At 30.0% G+C, this 17,574-nt stretch carries 17 protein-coding genes, 1 pseudogene and 1 riboswitch; of the genes and pseudogenes, 2 read left to right on the plus strand and 16 right to left on the minus strand.

The features are described 5' to 3' along the window. Nucleotides 1–110 precede the first annotated feature (110 nt). The gene (locus tag P8F83_RS13280; RefSeq protein ID WP_315108594.1) at nucleotides 111–728 is read left to right on the plus strand and encodes a DedA family protein; all 618 of its coding nucleotides are present in this window, start codon (nucleotides 111–113) and stop codon (nucleotides 726–728) included. A 53-nt stretch (nucleotides 729–781) separates the two neighbouring features. On the opposite strand, the gene P8F83_RS13285 is transcribed toward P8F83_RS13280, so the two are convergent. The 16 genes and pseudogenes from P8F83_RS13285 to P8F83_RS13360 all read right to left on the minus strand — a co-directional run bounded on the left by P8F83_RS13285 (nucleotide 782) and on the right by P8F83_RS13360 (nucleotide 16,159). Then, on the minus strand, nucleotides 782–2,458 hold the full coding sequence (locus tag P8F83_RS13285) for an HD-GYP domain-containing protein (protein WP_326511534.1): 1,677 nt from the start codon (nucleotides 2,456–2,458) through the stop codon (nucleotides 782–784). Between the two features lie 366 nt (nucleotides 2,459–2,824). Then, entirely contained in the window at nucleotides 2,825–2,956 is a 132-nt protein-coding gene (locus tag P8F83_RS13290; RefSeq protein WP_275299520.1) for a hypothetical protein, read from the minus strand. Nucleotides 2,957–3,124: 168 nt separating this feature from the next. Continuing rightward, the gene (locus P8F83_RS13295; RefSeq protein WP_021800652.1) at nucleotides 3,125–3,325 is read right to left on the minus strand and encodes a cold-shock protein; all 201 of its coding nucleotides are present in this window, start codon (nucleotides 3,323–3,325) and stop codon (nucleotides 3,125–3,127) included. A 392-nt stretch (nucleotides 3,326–3,717) separates the two neighbouring features. Further along, the gene (locus P8F83_RS13300) at nucleotides 3,718–4,896 is read right to left on the minus strand and encodes an acetyl-CoA C-acetyltransferase (RefSeq protein ID WP_326511535.1); all 1,179 of its coding nucleotides are present in this window, start codon (nucleotides 4,894–4,896) and stop codon (nucleotides 3,718–3,720) included. Between the two features lie 115 nt (nucleotides 4,897–5,011). Next, nucleotides 5,012–5,575 carry a TetR/AcrR family transcriptional regulator gene (locus P8F83_RS13305; protein ID WP_326511536.1) on the minus strand — a complete coding sequence of 188 codons (564 nt, stop codon included), beginning with the start codon at nucleotides 5,573–5,575 and terminating at the stop codon, nucleotides 5,012–5,014. A 45-nt stretch (nucleotides 5,576–5,620) separates the two neighbouring features. Further along, on the minus strand, nucleotides 5,621–6,247 hold the full coding sequence (locus P8F83_RS13310; protein WP_326511537.1) for a non-canonical purine NTP pyrophosphatase: 627 nt from the start codon (nucleotides 6,245–6,247) through the stop codon (nucleotides 5,621–5,623). A gap of 72 nt (nucleotides 6,248–6,319) precedes the next feature. Beyond that, entirely contained in the window at nucleotides 6,320–7,396 is a 1,077-nt protein-coding gene (locus P8F83_RS13315) for an HD domain-containing phosphohydrolase (protein WP_326511538.1), read from the minus strand. A 244-nt stretch (nucleotides 7,397–7,640) separates the two neighbouring features. Beyond that, on the minus strand, nucleotides 7,641–8,996 hold the full coding sequence (gene rlmD / locus P8F83_RS13320; RefSeq protein WP_326511539.1) for a 23S rRNA (uracil(1939)-C(5))-methyltransferase RlmD: 1,356 nt from the start codon (nucleotides 8,994–8,996) through the stop codon (nucleotides 7,641–7,643). A 23-nt stretch (nucleotides 8,997–9,019) separates the two neighbouring features. Then, a complete protein-coding gene (locus tag P8F83_RS13325) occupies nucleotides 9,020–9,322 on the minus strand; it encodes a hypothetical protein (protein ID WP_326511540.1) in 303 nt (100 codons plus the stop codon). A 145-nt stretch (nucleotides 9,323–9,467) separates the two neighbouring features. After that, nucleotides 9,468–10,082, minus strand: a complete 615-nt coding sequence (locus tag P8F83_RS13330; RefSeq protein ID WP_238902702.1) for a superoxide dismutase — start codon at nucleotides 10,080–10,082, stop codon at nucleotides 9,468–9,470. A 311-nt stretch (nucleotides 10,083–10,393) separates the two neighbouring features. Further along, nucleotides 10,394–11,592: pseudogene (locus P8F83_RS13335) on the minus strand (IS3 family transposase). 763 nt (nucleotides 11,593–12,355) lie between these two features. Continuing rightward, nucleotides 12,356–13,153, minus strand: a complete 798-nt coding sequence (locus P8F83_RS13340) for a MetQ/NlpA family ABC transporter substrate-binding protein (protein ID WP_181601263.1) — start codon at nucleotides 13,151–13,153, stop codon at nucleotides 12,356–12,358. 20 nt (nucleotides 13,154–13,173) lie between these two features. Further along, complete coding sequence (locus P8F83_RS13345; protein ID WP_238902704.1) at nucleotides 13,174–13,815, minus strand: methionine ABC transporter permease; 642 nt, start codon at nucleotides 13,813–13,815, stop codon at nucleotides 13,174–13,176. A 1-nt stretch (nucleotide 13,816) separates the two neighbouring features. After that, nucleotides 13,817–14,779 (minus strand): methionine ABC transporter ATP-binding protein, encoded by a 963-nt coding sequence (locus P8F83_RS13350; RefSeq protein WP_021800641.1) that lies wholly within the window; start codon nucleotides 14,777–14,779, stop codon nucleotides 13,817–13,819. A gap of 132 nt (nucleotides 14,780–14,911) precedes the next feature. Next, nucleotides 14,912–15,028: riboswitch (SAM riboswitch) on the minus strand. Nucleotides 15,029–15,230: 202 nt separating this feature from the next. Continuing rightward, nucleotides 15,231–15,434 (minus strand): DUF350 domain-containing protein, encoded by a 204-nt coding sequence (locus tag P8F83_RS13355; RefSeq protein ID WP_073018184.1) that lies wholly within the window; start codon nucleotides 15,432–15,434, stop codon nucleotides 15,231–15,233. 89 nt (nucleotides 15,435–15,523) lie between these two features. Beyond that, entirely contained in the window at nucleotides 15,524–16,159 is a 636-nt protein-coding gene (locus P8F83_RS13360; RefSeq protein WP_326511541.1) for a ComEA family DNA-binding protein, read from the minus strand. A 130-nt stretch (nucleotides 16,160–16,289) separates the two neighbouring features. Here P8F83_RS13360 and P8F83_RS13365 point away from each other — a divergent pair, with 130 nt between their 5' ends. Beyond that, the gene (locus tag P8F83_RS13365) at nucleotides 16,290–17,567 is read left to right on the plus strand and encodes a D-alanyl-D-alanine carboxypeptidase family protein (protein ID WP_073018180.1); all 1,278 of its coding nucleotides are present in this window, start codon (nucleotides 16,290–16,292) and stop codon (nucleotides 17,565–17,567) included. The last annotated feature ends 7 nt before the right edge of the window (nucleotides 17,568–17,574 follow it).

The following is a 17,574-nucleotide window of genomic DNA, read 5'->3' on the forward strand; positions in this document are numbered from 1 at the left end:
AATCATTAAGAAAATATGACAATGGCTATCTTAATAATTAATTAATTAGATTATTCACAAACTTTGTGTCATAATATAATATATTTGAAGTTAAGGAGATATAAATAGAAATGATTGAATTAATAGTGAATTGGGCTATATATGTCCTTGGAAAACTTGGATACTTCGGAATATTCGCTCTTATGGCATTAGAAAGTGCTTGTATTCCTATCCCTAGCGAGGCTATTTTACCATTTGGTGGATATCTAGCTTCTGAGGCTTATGTAGGAAATAAACTAAATCTTATAATAGTAATAATTATAGGAACTTTAGGAGGAACTTTCGGCTCTATCTTTATCTATTATATAGGTGCAAAAGGTGGAAGACCATTGGTTGAGAAATATGCACAAAAATTAAGATTATCACAATCGCATTTAGAAATGAGTGATAATTATTTCAATAAATATGGTGAGAAAATAGCGTTCTTTTCAAGATTACTTCCTATAATTAGAACCTTTATCTCTTTACCTGCTGGTATAAGTAAAATGAATTTTAATAAATTTGTGTTTTATACTTTTATAGGGTCATTACTATGGAGCATACTTTTAGGTTATGCTGGATACGCAATGGGTCAAAATTGGACTATAATCCGTTCATGGTTACATATAGCTGACTATTTAGTAGTAGCTGCTGTCCTCATTCTTATTGCATATGTATTAATAAAAAGAAGAAAAAAAGCTATAAACTAATAAATTACATGATAATGGCTGAGATACTAATTATTTAGTGCCTCAGCCATTTTTTATTTTCCTAAATCTTCATTCTTTAAATATTCCACAAATGCATCAACTACAGTTTTATCAAACTGAGTTCCTGAGTTTTTAATTAATTCATCTATAGCAGCTTCTTTTGTCATAGCTTGCTTCCTATACGGCCTACTACTTGTCATTGCATCATAAGCATCAGCTACACAAACTATTTTGGCTAACATATCAATTTCCTCATCTTTCAATCCTCTAGGATATCCTCTTCCATCAACTCTTTCATGATGTTCATATACTATTCTTACACTTTCATCAAGAAAACTTAATTCTCTTAAAATATTTGCACCAATTTCAGGATGCTTTTTCATAACTTCATAGTCTTCTTGTGAAAAGTGACCTGAGTAATTAAGTATTTTTTCTGGTATTCCTATTTTCCCAATATCGTGCAAAATACTACCAAATCTTAATTTATTTTTTTCATAATCACTTAGCTCTAATTGATCCGCTATTCCTAAAGAATACTTCATAACTCTTTCACAATGTCCACCTGTATAAGAATCCTTTGCTTCAATAGAATTAGCTAAGGCTCTAACTGTTTCAAAATAACTATTCTCATTTTCCTTAAGCAAGGCGGTAAGCTCTTCATTCATGGCTGTTGTTTCTTCATATAATGCATTTATCTCCTCTTTTTGAGATAATATTTCCAAGTTTTGTTTCTCCAAATTTTCTTTATCTTTATACTGTTCATCTAGTAGATTTTTAATCTCTATTGACATCTTTTCCAAATTATTTCCTAGTATCTGCATTTCATCTCCAGAGTTTATATTTATCTTAATATTAAAATTACCTCTAGAAATTTCATTTACACTATCTATAATTTGTTCTATAGGATGTATGAGTTTCTTTCCTCTTACAAAACCAAATGCCGCCACCATAATTGTTCCTAATATAACTACCGCTATTACAATCATTTTACTATTAGTTAGACTTTTTTGAAGTTCCGCATCATTATAAACAATTTGAACAACATTTCTTTCATTTGCACCCTTTGCCCCAACTATTTCATAGGGTACATAATCATAATAAGATTTTCTCCCATTAAAATCTGCTACAATCTCTACTACATTCATAGATTTAATTGATTCTTCAAAGTAGGCTAAATTCTTTTCTCCTACATAAATATTATTGTTATCACCATCTTTTTTATAAGATATTCCCTGATAATCAAATAAAATTATTCTATCTATAAATTTATTATCCTTAACAACAGCTTCTTCAAAGTTATCAAGTCCCATACCATCTAATTTTTTATTTTCTTCCTCCATGGAAAAGCCAATCTCAAATATATATTTTCCATCCTCACTTGGTAAATAGCAATACTTCTTCATTTCAGACTTTTTTATGGATAAGCTTACTCTTGAAGAAACAAACTTTTTTTCCGCTCTAACCTTCTCTAAAAACAAAGTAAAATCTGACCATGGTTTAAACTTTAACCCTAAATCATTTCTGTCAGTACTTCTAATTACTGTATCATTAACATCTATTATATATAAATCTATATCTGATCTATTATCAAGATAATCTTCTAAATTAAAGTCAACATTTCCTCTGTCAACATAAGCCTCGTTTAACATTTGTAATATAGGTTTTCCTTGTTCTTCTAACTGACTTTCCAATATTGATTGCATTTTATCTGATGAACTCAGTATGTTCATCACTCTTTCTCTTACTAATCTCCTACTCTGCACAAAATTATCTTCTAAGGTATTTTTAATTAAAATATATTGAAAAACACCTAGAAATGTTGAAACCATTATAACTACCGAAACTAATAGAATAGTTAATTTATTTTTAAACTTACCCCGAGTTTTTAATAACCGCACCCTAATCTCCCCTTCATAGAGAGGCCTTATAGATATATCAGCGTCTCCTAAATGTACGATATAAATACAATACCATATTTAGGATTTATTTGACACATTACACATAATTTTTTATGAATTTTAACATTTAATTATTCTTTTTTTCTCTTATAAATAATTTAATTATATTTTTTATTCCTAAATTAACATTTTCATTTTCTATCTTATCTTAACACCGCAATTTTCTACTTCTTCAAATAAACTTTTATCTTTATTTAAAGTTACTTTTGAAAAAAACATCAATTCTATACATAATGATATTGTTTCTAAAATATGTTTAATTTTAATCATTTTAATTCCTCCAATGTTTTTATTATTTTAGTTTTATCAATTTAGTTCTCTTAATTTAATATATGAATGTATAAAAAAAAAGTCTCTCTTACCTTAATAAAGTAAAAAAGACTAATTAATTGCAATAAAAAAACCTTTAAGAAAAATTTCTTAAAGGTTTGAATTTAACTATCTAGCTATAGTTACGTTTTCTGCTTGTGGTCCTTTTTGTCCTTCTGCAACGTCAAAAGAAACTTCTTGACCTTCTTCAAGTGTCTTATAACCATCTATTTTTATTTGAGAAAAATGTACAAATACATCTTTTCCATCTTCACCAGTTATAAAACCGAATCCTTTTTCTCTATTAAACCATTTAACTGTACCATTCATTTGATGAGTACCTCCAAAATTTTATTTTCTTAAAATATTTGTAAAAATTCAGCAATAAAATTTCTTCAATAGTATAGTACATTTAAATTAAGTACTTACCGAAAATATTGTTGTTCAATTATTTACTTACCATTTAAAGAATATATATTGATTATATCACTACTATTATCCTATTTCAAGTTATTTTTTAAAATTATTAATATAACTACTAATATTTTATCTAATATTTAACTGTTTTTCTATTCTTTTTTAAGATAACGTATATTTAACTTAATATTCCCTATAATTAATGTATAATTGTTTTGACAATTTTATTGAATGATTGTATGCTAAATTTTTATGTTGAAATAATAAAATGTGCATGTTATTAATATGCACATTTCTTCTATTAATTATACACTTTCTATAATTAATGTTGTTCCCATTCCCCCACCTATACATAAAGTAGCTAATCCTCTTTTAGCATCCCTTTTCTTCATAGCATGTAATAAAGTTACTACTATTCTCGCTCCAGATGCACCTATTGGATGTCCTAGTGCTATCGCTCCTCCATTTACATTTACTTTAGCTTTATCGAAGTTTAGGTCTTTTGAAATAGCTATACTTTGAGATGCGTATGCTTCATTTGCTTCAATTAAATCTATATCTTCACTTCTTAGATTAGCTTTTTCTAAAGCTATCTTAGTTGCATAAAAAGCCCCGTATCCCATAATTGACGGATCTAGTCCAGCTGATCCATAAGAAATAATTTTGGCTAAAGGTTTTATATTTAATTCTTTTGCCTTATCTGCACTCATTAATACCAAAGCAGCTGCACCATCATTAATTCCAGAAGCGTTTCCTGCTGTAACTGTTCCATTTTCTTTAAATATAGGCTTTAGTTTGTTCAATGCTTCTATAGTATTCCCGAATCTCGGGAATTCATCAGTATCAAAAATAATATCACCCTTTTTAGTTTTTATTGTTATAGGAACTATCTCCTCTTTAAACTCTCCAGATTTTATAGACTTTTCTGCCTTTAATTGTGACTCAAGTGAAAATCTATCCTGTTCCTCTCTTGTTACATCCCACTGTTCAGCTACATTTTCAGCAGTTATACCCATATGATAATTATTAAAAGCATCAGTTAGTCCATCTTTTAACATCTCATCTATCAACTCACCATTACCCATTCTATATCCCCATCTAGAATTATTTAATAAATATGGTGATTGAGACATGTTTTCCATTCCACCCACAACAACGACCTCAGCATCCCCAGCTTTAATTACTTGAGCCCCTAGACTTATTGATCTAAGTCCTGATCCACATACCTTATTTATAGTTAATGCTGGAACTTCTACAGGCAAACCTGCTTTTATAGCAGATTGTCTTGCTGGATTTTGTCCTAATCCAGCTTGAAGTACGTTACCGAAAAAAACTTCATTAACTTCCTCTGGATTTATTCCAGCTCTTCTTACTGCCTCCTCTATAACTTTAGCACCTAACTCAACTGCTGGAACATCCTTAAGACTTTTTCCATATGCTCCAATGGCTGTTCTTACTGCACTAACAATAACTACTTCTTTCATTTTAAACTCCTCCTCAATATATAGTTATTTTTTTAACAATTATTAATAGACTAATTTGTCTATTTTCATTTTTAAAAATTAGATTATAAAATTTTGCTTTTATAATCTTTATTAATTAATACAATTCTTTTAGATCTGTCTTCATTTTTTTTAAAACATCAATATCCTTACTTATTCTATAATACACTAAGTAACCTTCATATATTGAAAAAGCTTTATTGGCTAAATCATCCGCCCTAAATGCATCTAATCCTGAAAATATAAAGATATTTTTGAAATTATCTATAAGTTTTTTCATAGCATCTAAATAATACTCTGATATATCAGGCTCTGAAAATGCTATTTCTAACCCAAGTACGGCAAATGGACATCCAAAATGTTCATCCACTTCTGCGCCTCTAATCATCTCGTTAAGTAAAGATTCTATAAATTCCTTCCAAGCTTTTTCTTTAGAAAGATTTTCTACCCATCCATTTATTTTCTCATCAAAATACTTTGATACTTCAATAGCTAATGCTTTTTTACTAGCAAAGTGAAAATAAAAAGATCCCTTTGGCAATTCAGCTAATTCTAAGATATCATTAACTCCTGTTGCATTATAGCCTTTCATAATAAAGAGATTTGCAGCACACTCTATTATTCTATTTTTAGATTGTTCTCCTTTTGTAAATTTCCCCATAAAATCTCTCCTTTAGTTAGATTTTAGACCACTTTGTCTATTTTGTCAATAACTTTGTTTTATTTTTAACGATGTTTTAAAAAAACTCCTATATGCATCTGTGTTAGTTTCTATGTATTCATCATCATTCTCTTCATCTAATTCAACAAAATATTTTTTAGTTTTTATATCTATAGATATTGAGTCTAGCGGAAACCCCTTAGTTCTAATATTATGAGGATCTTTAGTTATTATGAATTCCCTTGAAGCTATATCTTCTCCATCATACTCATAAATTTCACTTCCATTTACCACTAAACATATAGCATTCATATATTTAGCATCAACTTGTCCTCCTAAACTTTCTGCAAGATGGCTATAATATGTTATCATTTCTTCATCACTTAATTCTTCTCCCTGTATTCTCCTAACATAAACTCCAGGTTGTTTATTTACTTCAAGTCCATTAATATATAATCCTGTGTCACAGGAGAATACAGGCATATCAACATATTTAGAATAATTGATAGCTTTTATCCTTGCATTTTCTAGTGGACTATTACCTACTTCTTCTACATTTCCTATGTTTAAATCTACATCCTTTAATCCAACAATCTCTATATCTAATCCTTTAAGAATTTCCTTCATATATTCAATCTTTGCTGGATTAGTTGTACCATATAATACTTTCACTTTTATTCTCCTCTCAATATTGTTATAAAAATCCTTCTAAGCCCTTTAAGCCCTAGAAGGATTTTCTCATTTTTAATCTCTACATCTCTCTCCAATAGCTTTAAACTTGTCCTTTAATTGTACAAATGCCTCTACTACTCCTGGATCAAAATGTATACCACTATCATTTAAAATTATCTCCACCGATTCATCATGAGAAAAAGCTTCTTTATACACACGCTTACTTGTTAATGCATCATACACGTCCGCAACTGCCATAATTCTTGCAGAAATAGGGATATTTTCACCAGCTAATCCCTCTGGATATCCTCTACCATTCCATTTTTCATGGTGGTAGTGAGCAATTTCCTTAGCTAACTTTAAGAAAGTTTCCGGCTTATTTAATATCCTTTCAGCTCTTACTATTGCTTCTTTTCCAATCATAGTATGAGTCTTCATAATCTCAAACTCTTCTTTTGTAAGAGGTCCCGCTTTTAACAAAATATCATCTGGAATACCAACCTTCCCTATATCATGTAATGGAGAAGATGCAACCATAAGATCTATAGTTTCTTTAGTTAAATAATTTTTATATTTTTCATCTTTACTAAGTAAATTAGCTAATTCGTTAACATAAAGCTTTGTTCTTAATATGTGTTGTCCAGTTTCATTATCCCTAGTCTCCGCTAAGGACGCCATTGCCATAATTGAAACCTCTTGTATTAAAGCAACCTCTTTAGTACGTCTATCTATTTCCATTTCAAGAAACTTATTTTTATCTCTAAGGAAGTTTTGTGATTGTCTTACAATTATATTATTTTTAATTCTAGCATTTAAAAGTATAGGATTTATAGGTTTAACTACATAGTCTACAGCTCCTAATTCAAAGCCTTTATATAAATTATCATCGCTTTTTTCAGTTATTAAAATAACTGGTATATCTTTAACTTGATTTATAAACTTTAATTCCGCTAAAAGCTCATATCCATTTAAGCTCACCATAGTCAAATCCAATAAAATAAGATCTAGAGAGTATAAATTAGTTAATTTAAGTATACTTTCTAAATTATCTGCTTCATTGACATCATATAAATCCTTCGATAAGTAGGCAGCTGATTCACTACCTTCCGATTCTTCTACTATCAATATTTTTGGTTTAGAACTCTCCATTATTCTCCTCCCCCAACCTAGTTGACTAAAAAGTTCATCATCTTATATTAAAATTTTATCATATTTACTTATTATAAACTATATCAAATAATTATTATTTTTTAATAATTATATGTTTTAAAAGTATATAATTCTCTTAAATATGTGGAGATTTTTTCACAAAAAAGCCACCAAACCTTATGGATTGGTGGCTCTTTAAAATCTTTTACTATTTTTACTTTTAATATAAGACATAGCTTATTATCTATTTCTTAGCTAACTTAACAATAGTCTCAACATGTGGCGTGTTAGGAAACATATCCATACATAAAGTCTTTTGAACTTTATATCCAGAATTTATTAAATATTTTAAATCATCAACTAAAGTCTTAGGATTACAACTTACATATATAATATCCTGAGCTTTAAAATCCACTACATATTTAAGTGCAACAGGATGTACTCCACTTCTTGGAGGATCTAATATTATTATATCTGGTTTATCTTTTAACTGTGTTATTACTTTAGCTACATCTCCAGCTATAAACTCACAGTTATCTAGTCCATTTAGTTTAGCATTCTCATTAGCAGCAACTACAGCTTCTTCGATTAGCTCTATTCCTCTAACCTTTTTAGCTTTAGGAGCTGTTATCTGACCTATAGTTCCTGTACCACAATATAGATCAAAAACTACTTTATCTTCTCCACTTCCCATAAAATCTCTTACTAGAGAATATAACTTCTCAGCACCTTTAGAGTTAGTTTGGAAAAATGAAAAAGGTGATATTTTAAACTTAAGCCCTAAAAGATTTTCTGTTATATGGTCTTCTCCATACAATAAATTAACTTTTTCAGGTATAACTGCATCAGAAAAAGAGTTATTTTCTGTATGAAGTACTGATTTTAATTTTCCTTTATAATTTAATGATTTTATAAGTTCAACATACTCATCTAAAGAAAAATCTATTTGAGTTGTTGTAACTAAGTTAACCATTATTTCTTCAGTTTCAAAAGCTTTTCTTATTACAAGATGTCTTAGATATCCTTCTCTTTTCATTACTCTATAATAAGGAAGGTCTTTTCCTCTAAAATATTCAACGGTTGCTTTTAAAATCTCTCTAAAATCCTCATCAACTATCTCACAAACATCTACATTTACAATTCCAAATGATTTTCCTTTTATATGCATTCCAAGGGTTAGTTCTCCCCCTTTTTCCTCATCACCAAAGGTAAACTCCATTTTGTTTCTGTATTTCCATTGATCTGGACTTCCTTCTATTCCTAAGAATTCTCCCATGTCTACTTCTGCATCAAGGAACAACTCTTTAACTTCTTCCTTTTTAAGCTCTAATTGCTTTTCATAATTAAGATTTTGTGAAGAACAACCTCCACAAATATTGAATACCGAACATCTAGCATCAATTTCATAAGATGCCTTCTCAACAACCTCTAGAGGTTTTATTTCTCCATACTCTTGTTTCTTTTTGGTAACTTTTCCCCTAATCACTTGGCCTGGAAAAGAATTTTTAGAATATATCTTTTTTCCTTCTAAGTATCCAATTCCTTTAGATGGGAATTCAGTTTTTTCTATCGTTAAGGTTATTTCACTACCTTTTTTCATCTATTAGATTTTCCTCCGTAAGTTTATTGAACATTAAATATTTTTTCTCCTAATGTTCTTCCTAAGCTATTTTTTGTAATTGTGTAATATAGTATATTTGAAGTAACATATGAGAAGAAATATATTCCTATTTTAACCACTATCTCATATCCTATAACTTTTAAGATTAAACTAACTATAAAAAATAATATAAATGCTAAAAATGCCACTATAGTTTGGTCTGCTATAGATATTATTAATCTTCCAAAGAAACCTATTTCACCATTCTTTTTATTACTATTTTTTTCTTTAGCAACTTCCTTAACAATTCCCTCGTTATTGTCCATATTTATACCTCCACTTCATAACATTCTTTTAATATACTATAAAAAGCTTTTTATGTAAATAAAGTTAACCTTAATGTAAATAAAAAACTACCTAAGTTTTCACTTAGGTAGTAAAAGGGGACATTTTTAAGGGGAAGAAATAACTTTACTTTATTGCATCTTTATATAATTCTGCTGCGTAATCCCAATCAACTACGCTCCACCAAGATCCAACATAATCTGGTCTTCTATTTTGATATTTTAAGTAATATGCATGTTCCCATACATCTAATGCTAATACAGGCTTAGCTCCATCACTTACTGGAGTATCTTGATTAGCTGTTGATACTACTTCTAACTCATTGTTTTTATTTACAATTAACCAAGCCCATCCACTACCAAATCTTGTAGCAGCTGCCTTGCCAAATTCCTCTTTAAATTTATCAAAGCTTCCAAATTTATCATCAATAGCTTTTCCTAAATCTCCTGTTGGGTTACCACCTTTATTAGGACCCATAAGTTGCCAGAAAAGTGAATGATTATAGTGACCTCCACCATTATTTCTTACAGCAGTTCTTATATCTTCTGGTACAGCATTTAAGTCTTTAACTAAATCCTCAACTGATTTTTCTTGAAGATCTGGATATTTTTCTAATGCTGCATTTAAATTGTTTATATAAGTTGCATGATGTTTAGTATGGTGTATAGTCATTGTTGTTTCGTCTATATATGGCTCTAACGCGTTATATTCATATTTTAGTTTTGGTAATTCATGTTTCATAATTAAAATCCTCCGTGTTTCTTAATTTCTATGATTTTATTCTATCACAGTTGATATTAATAATCAATATTATTTAATAATTATATTATGTTATTTCTCTCGACATTATTTTTATTCCCGCTTTAGAGTTTTTATATCCTGCACAAATTTTTCAAACATCTTAAACGTCTTATCAAGAGCTCATTTTCATAGAGAATTACCTTAACTTCTCTCAAATAACACTTTTTAAAATTTATTTTTTAATAATTAACTACATTTTCTTAGAAGAAACTACTTGGACCTAGGTCAATATCTTGGACACATTTTAAGTCTCAAATTGTCATTCTAAAAAGATCTTCTTTCATTTGCGGAGTTATGTAATCAATAGAACTATGAATTCTTTTACGGTTATACCAAGACTCAATGAAAATAAATAAGTCTAACTTTGCACTTTCATAATCATAATATTGAACATTGTTAACTTGTTCTTTCTTTAAAATAGAATGAAAAGACTCTATACAGGCGTTATCATAAGGGCATGCTTTTCTGCTATTTGAAGCTTTTATTCCATATTTTTTTAGTCTATTAATAAACTCTGTACTTGTGTATTGAACTCCAAGATCAGAGTGGAAAATAAGCGATTCAGTTGGCTTCTGGATTTTATATGCATTATCTAAAGCAGCTATTACTACAGAAGAATCCATAGTCTTTGAAAATGAGTAGCCAACTATCTTTCTCGTATACAAGTCCATAATAGAAGCTAAGTAGCATCAGCCGTCCTTTAATGTATGAATATAAGTTATATCTCCTACCCATTTTTCATTTAGTTTGGTAGTTTTAAACTCCTGTTTGAGTAAGTTTACTCTTTCCAATACTTTCTTAGTAGATTTCGGTGGTCTAAATTTTTTAATTACTATAGAACGAATATTTAGCTCCTTCATTAATCTCTGAACTCGTTTAATACTTATATAAGTACCTGACTTTTCAAGAGTTTTTTGTATTTTGGGAGCACCATATCTACATTTGTTTTCATTATAAATTTGTAGTATTCTTTCTTTCAATATTATGTTTTCCGATTCCCTCCGGGACGGAGTATGGTGATGAGATTGGTAGTAAGTACTCTTAGGCATATTCAGTAATTTACACATGAGTCTTACTGGATAAATTCCATGATTATTATCAATAAATTTAATTATATCTCTTGGTCCTTTGAGAATATGGCGATAGCTTTTTTGGCTAAAGCCCGCCTTTGGTGTAATATTTCAAGTTCCATTTTAATTCGTTCATTTTCTTTCTTTAATTTTGCGAACTCTTTAGAGTCTTCCTTACTCTTTTCTTCAGTAGCTTTACTCTTTTTAGCTATAATAGGCTTTTTCGAGATTTTCTCTTTCACTTGAACACTATTAGTCCAGTTATTCAGAGTAGCTGTTGACACGCCATATTCTTCACATATCGCTTTAATTGGTTTTCCGGTATTGTATACTTCGATTACCATCTTCTTAAAATCATCTGTATAAGTTTTTCTTCTCACTTGAACACACCTCTCTTAACTTTATTATAAATAATTATTAAAATGTGTCCATAAAACCATACTAGCATCATATTAAACATAAGTTTTAAAAAGATTTTAATGGAGTCTGAGAAACGACTCCTACAGATTAGAAGTTAAAAGGATTTTAATGGAGCCTGAGAAACGACTCCTACAGATTAGGAGTTAAAAGGATTTTAATGGAGCCTGAGAAACGGCTCCTACAGATTAGGAGTTAAAAGGATTTTAATGGAGCCTGAGAAACGGCTCCTACAGATTAGGAGTTAAAAGGATTTTAATGGAGCCTGAGAAACGGCTCCTACAGATTAGGAGTTAAAAGGATTTTAATGGAGCCTGAGAAACGGCTCCTACAGATTAGGAGTTAAAAGGATTTTAATGGAGCCTGAGAAACGGCTCCTACAGATTAGGAGTTAAAAGGATTTTAATGGAGCCTGAGAAACGGCTCCTACAGATTAGGAGTTAAAAGGATTTTAATGGAGCCTGAGAAACGGCTCCTACAGATTAGGAGTTAAAAGGATTTTAATGGAGCCTGAGAAACGGCTCCTACAGATTAGGAGTGCTTAACTTTTTATTAAACATAATAGAGCTAGGAACCGCTTCTACAGCAGTAAGGTTGCGGTAGAAGCGGTTCCTAGCTTCAGTCTTATATTTTATAAATAATGAATTTAATGAGGCTTTAGGAGCAGCCTCTACAGCAACAAGGTGCACAAATTAAATTCATGATAGCTTTTTGTATTTCTAATTATTAAAATGCTGGAACTATTGATCCATCATATTTCTTTTCTATAAATGTCTTAACATCTGAAGAAGTTAACGCTTCTTTTAAGATTTTAGTTTTTTCAGTTTCTTCATCACCTTTTCTTACAGCTAAAACATTAGCATATGGTGAATCTTTTGATTCTATTACTAGAGCATCTTTTACTGGATTTAAACCTGCATCTAATGCATAGTTTGTATTTATAACAGCTGCATCAACTTTCGCGTCATCTAGAGTTCTTGGAAGTTGAGCTGCATCTAATTCAGTTATTTTTATATTTTTAGGATTTTCAGTTATATCAGCTGGAGATATTAATTCAGCATCTTTAACTTTGAATAATCCGTTGTCTGCTAATAATTTAAGTGCTCTTGATCCATTTGAAGCATCATTAGGTATAGCTATGTTTGCTCCATCTTTTATGTCAGCAAATTTTGTAACTTTTTTAGAGTATAGACCCATTGGTTCTATATGAATTTTTGCTACCCAAGTTAAGTCTAGTCCTTTTTCCTTATTTGTTTCTTCTAAATACGGTACGTGTTGGAAGAAGTTTGCATCTAATTCTTTTTCTGCTAAAGCAGTGTTTGGAGTAACGTAATCATTAAATTCTATAATCTCAAGTTTGTAACCTTTTGCTTCTACTAATGGTTTAATTTCATTAACTATTTCTTCGTGTGGTACTGGTGTAACACCTATTTTTATAGTTTTATCGTCTTTTTTTCCGCATGCAGTTAAACTAAATGCTAATGCCCCTACTAATAATATTGATAATAATCCTTTTCTTTTCATATTAAGAACCCCCTAATTTTTTATTTTGTTTTCTTTTTATAAATATAATTCCCCAAAGACTGTAATCCTTGAACAAATACAATTAAAATTAATACAGTATAAAACATTACATCTCCTCGGAATCTGTTATATCCATATTGGATTGCTGCAGCTCCAAGTCCACCTCCACCAACAGCTCCTGCCATTGCTGAGTATCCTACTATACTTATTATTGTTAGTGTTATTCCTAAAATTATACTTGGCATGGCCTCTTTTAGCATAACTTTAAATATTATTTGTGAGTTTGTGGCTCCAAATGATTTTGCAGCTTCTATTACTCCCTTATCAACTTCTCTTAAGGAAGATTCTAGTACTCTAGCTACAAAAGGTGCAGCCGCTATAGTTAATGGAACAATTGCCCCCTTGATTCCTATACTAGTTCCTACTATTGATTTTGTAATAGGAACAACTACTACCATCAAAATTATGAATGGTATACTTCTTAAGACATTTACTATTACATCTAAAGTTTTATATATAATACTGTTTGGCTTTAATCCATCTGGTGCAGTAAGAATTAATACTACCGCTGGTATAAATCCTATGAGTACAGCAAAGAATGTTGAAACAAAAACCATTATTAGCGTTTCATTTATAGCTTTAAGTAATATATCATTCCACATCCTATAGCACCTCCCAGATTATATCTTTAGATTTTAGATAATTTATTGCTATATCTTTATATTCTTCTTTGATGTTTATAACAAGACTTCCTAAAACATCATCTCTAAACTTTTCAAGTTTGCCCCACACAATTGAGAAGTCTATATTTAATTCTCTTGCCATTGCAGTTATTATTGAATTCTCACTTAAATCTTTAGGGAAATATAATCTTATATTTACTCCTGTTTCTGGAAGTGTTTCTTCTTCCTCATCACCTAAAAACTTTTTAAGGCTTAAGCCTGGACGTAAGAATAATTCTTCTGCATTTCCTTCTGCTCTAATTACCCCACCTTCAATTAAAGCAACTTTTTCACATATTTCTTTAACAACTTCCATCTGATGTGTTACTACAACTATTGTTATTCCTAGTTCCTTATTTATTTTTAATAGTAAAGATAATATATCTTTTGTCATTTTAGGATCTAGTGCTGAGGTTGCTTCATCACATAAAAGTATCTTTGGTTCCAAAACTAAAGCTCTAGCAATTGCTACTCTTTGCTTTTGACCACCGCTTAAACTTGCTGGCTTACTTTTTTCTTTTTCTGTAAGTCCAACTAAATCTAATAATTTATATACTTTTTCCTTTATATCTTGCTTATTGTAGCCCCATACTTCTAAAGGTAATGCAACATTATCAAAGACTGTCTTTGTTTGTAACAAATTAAATCCTTGAAATATCATCCCCAAATCTTTTCTAAATTCTCTTAATCCTTTAGGAGATAGTTCAGCTACTTCTTGCCCCATAACTTCTAAACTACCTGAATCATAGGTTTCTAGTCCATTTATGCATCTTAGGAGAGTTGATTTTCCTGCTCCTGAATGTCCTATAATCCCATAAATCTCGCCTTCTTGAATTTTAAGGTGTATATCTTTTAATACTTCTGTTCCATGGAAACTTTTGCTTAAGCCTTTTATTTCTATCATTTATTTCCTCCAAATTGTTATACCTAGGTAAAGTGAAAAATATCGCCACGCCGACTTTTAAGCCATCGATTGCAATAAAAAAAGCGCTAGAGAATAAACTCCGCGCGATAATAACAACCCTAGAAATCTATCCTCTCATCTATCAGCTAAAAAATAGCTGCAGGAATTAGCACCATGCATAAATTAAATGGAATTTATGTTGGTTGCTGGGTTTCATAGGGCCAGTCCCTCCACCTCTCACGATAAGAAACAAAAAAGTTTTATTTAGTTTATGTTTATAACTATAATATATAGTAAGGCTATATGCAATAGGTATTTTCTCTTTTTGTAAATTATTTAATATTTTTATATAATTATTAATTTTCTATCACTATTTAAATGTTTACACTTGATAATATTATTGTTTATTTAATAAAATCAGCGCATTCTTATATAGAATACGCTGATTTTATTAAGCTATAACTTGAGAAACTATTATTCCTATTGCAATAAGTACTCCTGCTACAACAATAGCTACCGCTATGTTACCATTTTCTAATTCTTTATCAAAATCTGCTTTTATAACTTTATCAAATAGTATATAACCTATAAGCATTATTGCTATTCCAACTATTCCAAAAAGAAAGCTTAATCCAACGTTAATAAGTATATCCATGAAACCTTCCCCCTTATATATTATAGTTATAATTTTAATATACTATTTATACATATTCTACTATTTTTTATATTAATTATTTGTTACTTCTAAATACTTATTTTATCCTTTAGCTTTTCGAAGGTTGCTTCTCCAACCCTATCTATATTTTTAAGCTCCTCTATATCTTTAAATCCACCATTTTTCTCCCTATATTCAATTATCTTTCCAGCCATAACCTTACCTACTCCTGGAAGAGTGTCTAGTTCAGCTTCAGTTGCAGAATTTAAGTTAATCTTCCCATCTGTTTTAGAAGTACTCTGTCCACCTGTTCCGGATACTGATACACTTTGAGCTTGAACGCTTTTATCATCTATATTCCCAACAACTATACACTCATGGTTTTGAAGTTCTTTTGCAAGGTTAATAGCTGAGGTATCTCCTTTTTCAGTAAGTCCACCAGCTTCTTCGATTAAGTTTTTTATTATAGCTCCTTTTTTCAATGTGTATACTTCTGGATTTTTAACTTCCCCTTTTATTTCTACAACTATGGATTCAGTCTGAGTTACCCTCTCTTGAGTTTTAACCTCTTTATCTTGCGTACTTTCCTCAACAAACATATTTTCAATCTCTTCATTAGTTAAGGGCTTTGGTCTATTTATGTAATAATAAAACCCTCCTATAACTACTAATAGAGTTACAAGTATTCCTATGCCAATAATCTTTTCTTTTCTTCTAATTCTCATAAGACCTCCAACTTTTATACTAGATCTTTCATTTATTTATGATTATTGACATAATTTAAACATAATATAGAAATATGTTTAATAATTTGTTATACTTATTTTTAAATGATATTAACCGACGGGGGATAAAATGAAAAGATTTGTTTATTTTATTGCATTAATGTTTTTTTTCACTATTTTTTTAGGAAATCCTGCAAAAGCCGCTCAAGTTCCTAATGTTGATTCTGAAGGTGCTGTTTTAATGGATGCTGCTACCGGAAAGCTATTGTACTCAAAAAACCCTAATGAATCTTTAGCTCCAGCATCAACTACAAAAGTAATGACTGCTTTAGTTGTTTTAGAAAATGCTGATTTAAATGCAAAAGTAACTATAGGTAAAAATCCTCCAGCAGTTGATGGAACTAGACTCGGATTGATTGAGGGAGAGGTTTTTACTGTAAATGATTTACTTCATGCCATGCTTCTACTTTCAGGTAATGACTGCGCTGTAGCTTTAGCTGAATATGTAGGAGGATCAGTTGAAGGTTTTGCTGAAATGATGAATAAAAAAGCTAAAGAAATAGGAGCTAATAACTCCCATTTTACTAATCCATCTGGTCTTTATGATGAAAATCATAAAACTACCCCTTATGATTTAGCTTTAATTACTAGAGAAGCTGCTAAAACACCTCATTATTTAGAAATTTCGCAAGCTGCTGTTTATGAATTTCCTCCATCTAATATAAATGGTGAGAAAAAATGGGCGGATAACAAAAATAGTCTTATAAGAAAAAATAGTATGTATTATTATCCTTATGCTCTTACTGGTAAAACTGGCTATACCATAGATGCTAAACATTCATATACTTCTGTAGCTGAAAAGGACGGTCAAAGGTTAATAGCTACTTTTATGCGTTCTGATATTAAAAATTCTTTTTTTCTAAACGCAAAAGATTTATATGAATATGGATTTAATAATTTCAGCTTAGTAAAACTTTATTCTAAAGGACAAGAAGTTTCAAGTTATGAAGTTGATAAGGATACTACAATCCCTTTATTAGCTACTCAAGATGTTTATTACGTTACTGATAAAGGACAAGAAAAAAATGTAAACTCTAAAGTTGAAAGCGAAACTAAAGATTTATCTAAAACTTCTTTTAAAAGAGGAGAGGTTATTTTAAATTCTGAAGTAAAAGTAAACAACGAAAATTACATAGCTCTTCCTTTAGCTTCTGGAGAAGATAGAGAAGTTAAACCAGTAACTACAACAGTAAAAGAAAGTATTTTAAACAAAAATTCACTTCCTGTAATTTTATCAGTAGGCAGTTTTTTAGGAATTCTTTTTCTTCTTAAATATAAAAATCATATTAAGAGAAAAAAACTTAAAGCAAAATATCCTAATATATTTAATAAGAAGATGAGAAAATAGAGCATTT

The organism is Clostridium intestinale, assembly GCF_035905475.1.
In the GTDB taxonomy this organism is placed as follows: Bacteria; Bacillota; Clostridia; order Clostridiales; family Clostridiaceae; genus Clostridium_T; species Clostridium_T intestinale.

What these genes read in the sequence shown, in the direction of transcription:
- P8F83_RS13280 (WP_315108594.1), top strand. Translation starts at nt 111, where the DNA reads ATGATTGAATTAATAGTGAATTGGGCTATATATGTCCTTGGAAAACTT.
- P8F83_RS13285 (WP_326511534.1), bottom strand. Translation starts at nt 2,458, where the DNA reads ATGAACATACTGAGTTCATCAGATAAAATGCAATCAATATTGGAAAGT.
- P8F83_RS13290 (WP_275299520.1), bottom strand. Translation starts at nt 2,956, where the DNA reads ATGATTAAAATTAAACATATTTTAGAAACAATATCATTATGTATAGAA.
- P8F83_RS13295 (WP_021800652.1), bottom strand. Translation starts at nt 3,325, where the DNA reads ATGAATGGTACAGTTAAATGGTTTAATAGAGAAAAAGGATTCGGTTTT.
- P8F83_RS13300 (WP_326511535.1), bottom strand. Translation starts at nt 4,896, where the DNA reads ATGAAAGAAGTAGTTATTGTTAGTGCAGTAAGAACAGCCATTGGAGCA.
- P8F83_RS13305 (WP_326511536.1), bottom strand. Translation starts at nt 5,575, where the DNA reads ATGGGGAAATTTACAAAAGGAGAACAATCTAAAAATAGAATAATAGAG.
- P8F83_RS13315 (WP_326511538.1), bottom strand. Translation starts at nt 7,396, where the DNA reads ATGGAGAGTTCTAAACCAAAAATATTGATAGTAGAAGAATCGGAAGGT.
- rlmD (WP_326511539.1), bottom strand. Translation starts at nt 8,996, where the DNA reads ATGAAAAAAGGTAGTGAAATAACCTTAACGATAGAAAAAACTGAATTC.
- P8F83_RS13325 (WP_326511540.1), bottom strand. Translation starts at nt 9,322, where the DNA reads ATGGACAATAACGAGGGAATTGTTAAGGAAGTTGCTAAAGAAAAAAAT.
- P8F83_RS13330 (WP_238902702.1), bottom strand. Translation starts at nt 10,082, where the DNA reads ATGAAACATGAATTACCAAAACTAAAATATGAATATAACGCGTTAGAG.
- P8F83_RS13340 (WP_181601263.1), bottom strand. Translation starts at nt 13,153, where the DNA reads ATGAAAAGAAAAGGATTATTATCAATATTATTAGTAGGGGCATTAGCA.
- P8F83_RS13345 (WP_238902704.1), bottom strand. Translation starts at nt 13,815, where the DNA reads ATGTGGAATGATATATTACTTAAAGCTATAAATGAAACGCTAATAATG.
- P8F83_RS13350 (WP_021800641.1), bottom strand. Translation starts at nt 14,779, where the DNA reads ATGATAGAAATAAAAGGCTTAAGCAAAAGTTTCCATGGAACAGAAGTA.
- P8F83_RS13355 (WP_073018184.1), bottom strand. Translation starts at nt 15,434, where the DNA reads ATGGATATACTTATTAACGTTGGATTAAGCTTTCTTTTTGGAATAGTT.
- P8F83_RS13360 (WP_326511541.1), bottom strand. Translation starts at nt 16,159, where the DNA reads ATGAGAATTAGAAGAAAAGAAAAGATTATTGGCATAGGAATACTTGTA.
- P8F83_RS13365 (WP_073018180.1), top strand. Translation starts at nt 16,290, where the DNA reads ATGAAAAGATTTGTTTATTTTATTGCATTAATGTTTTTTTTCACTATT.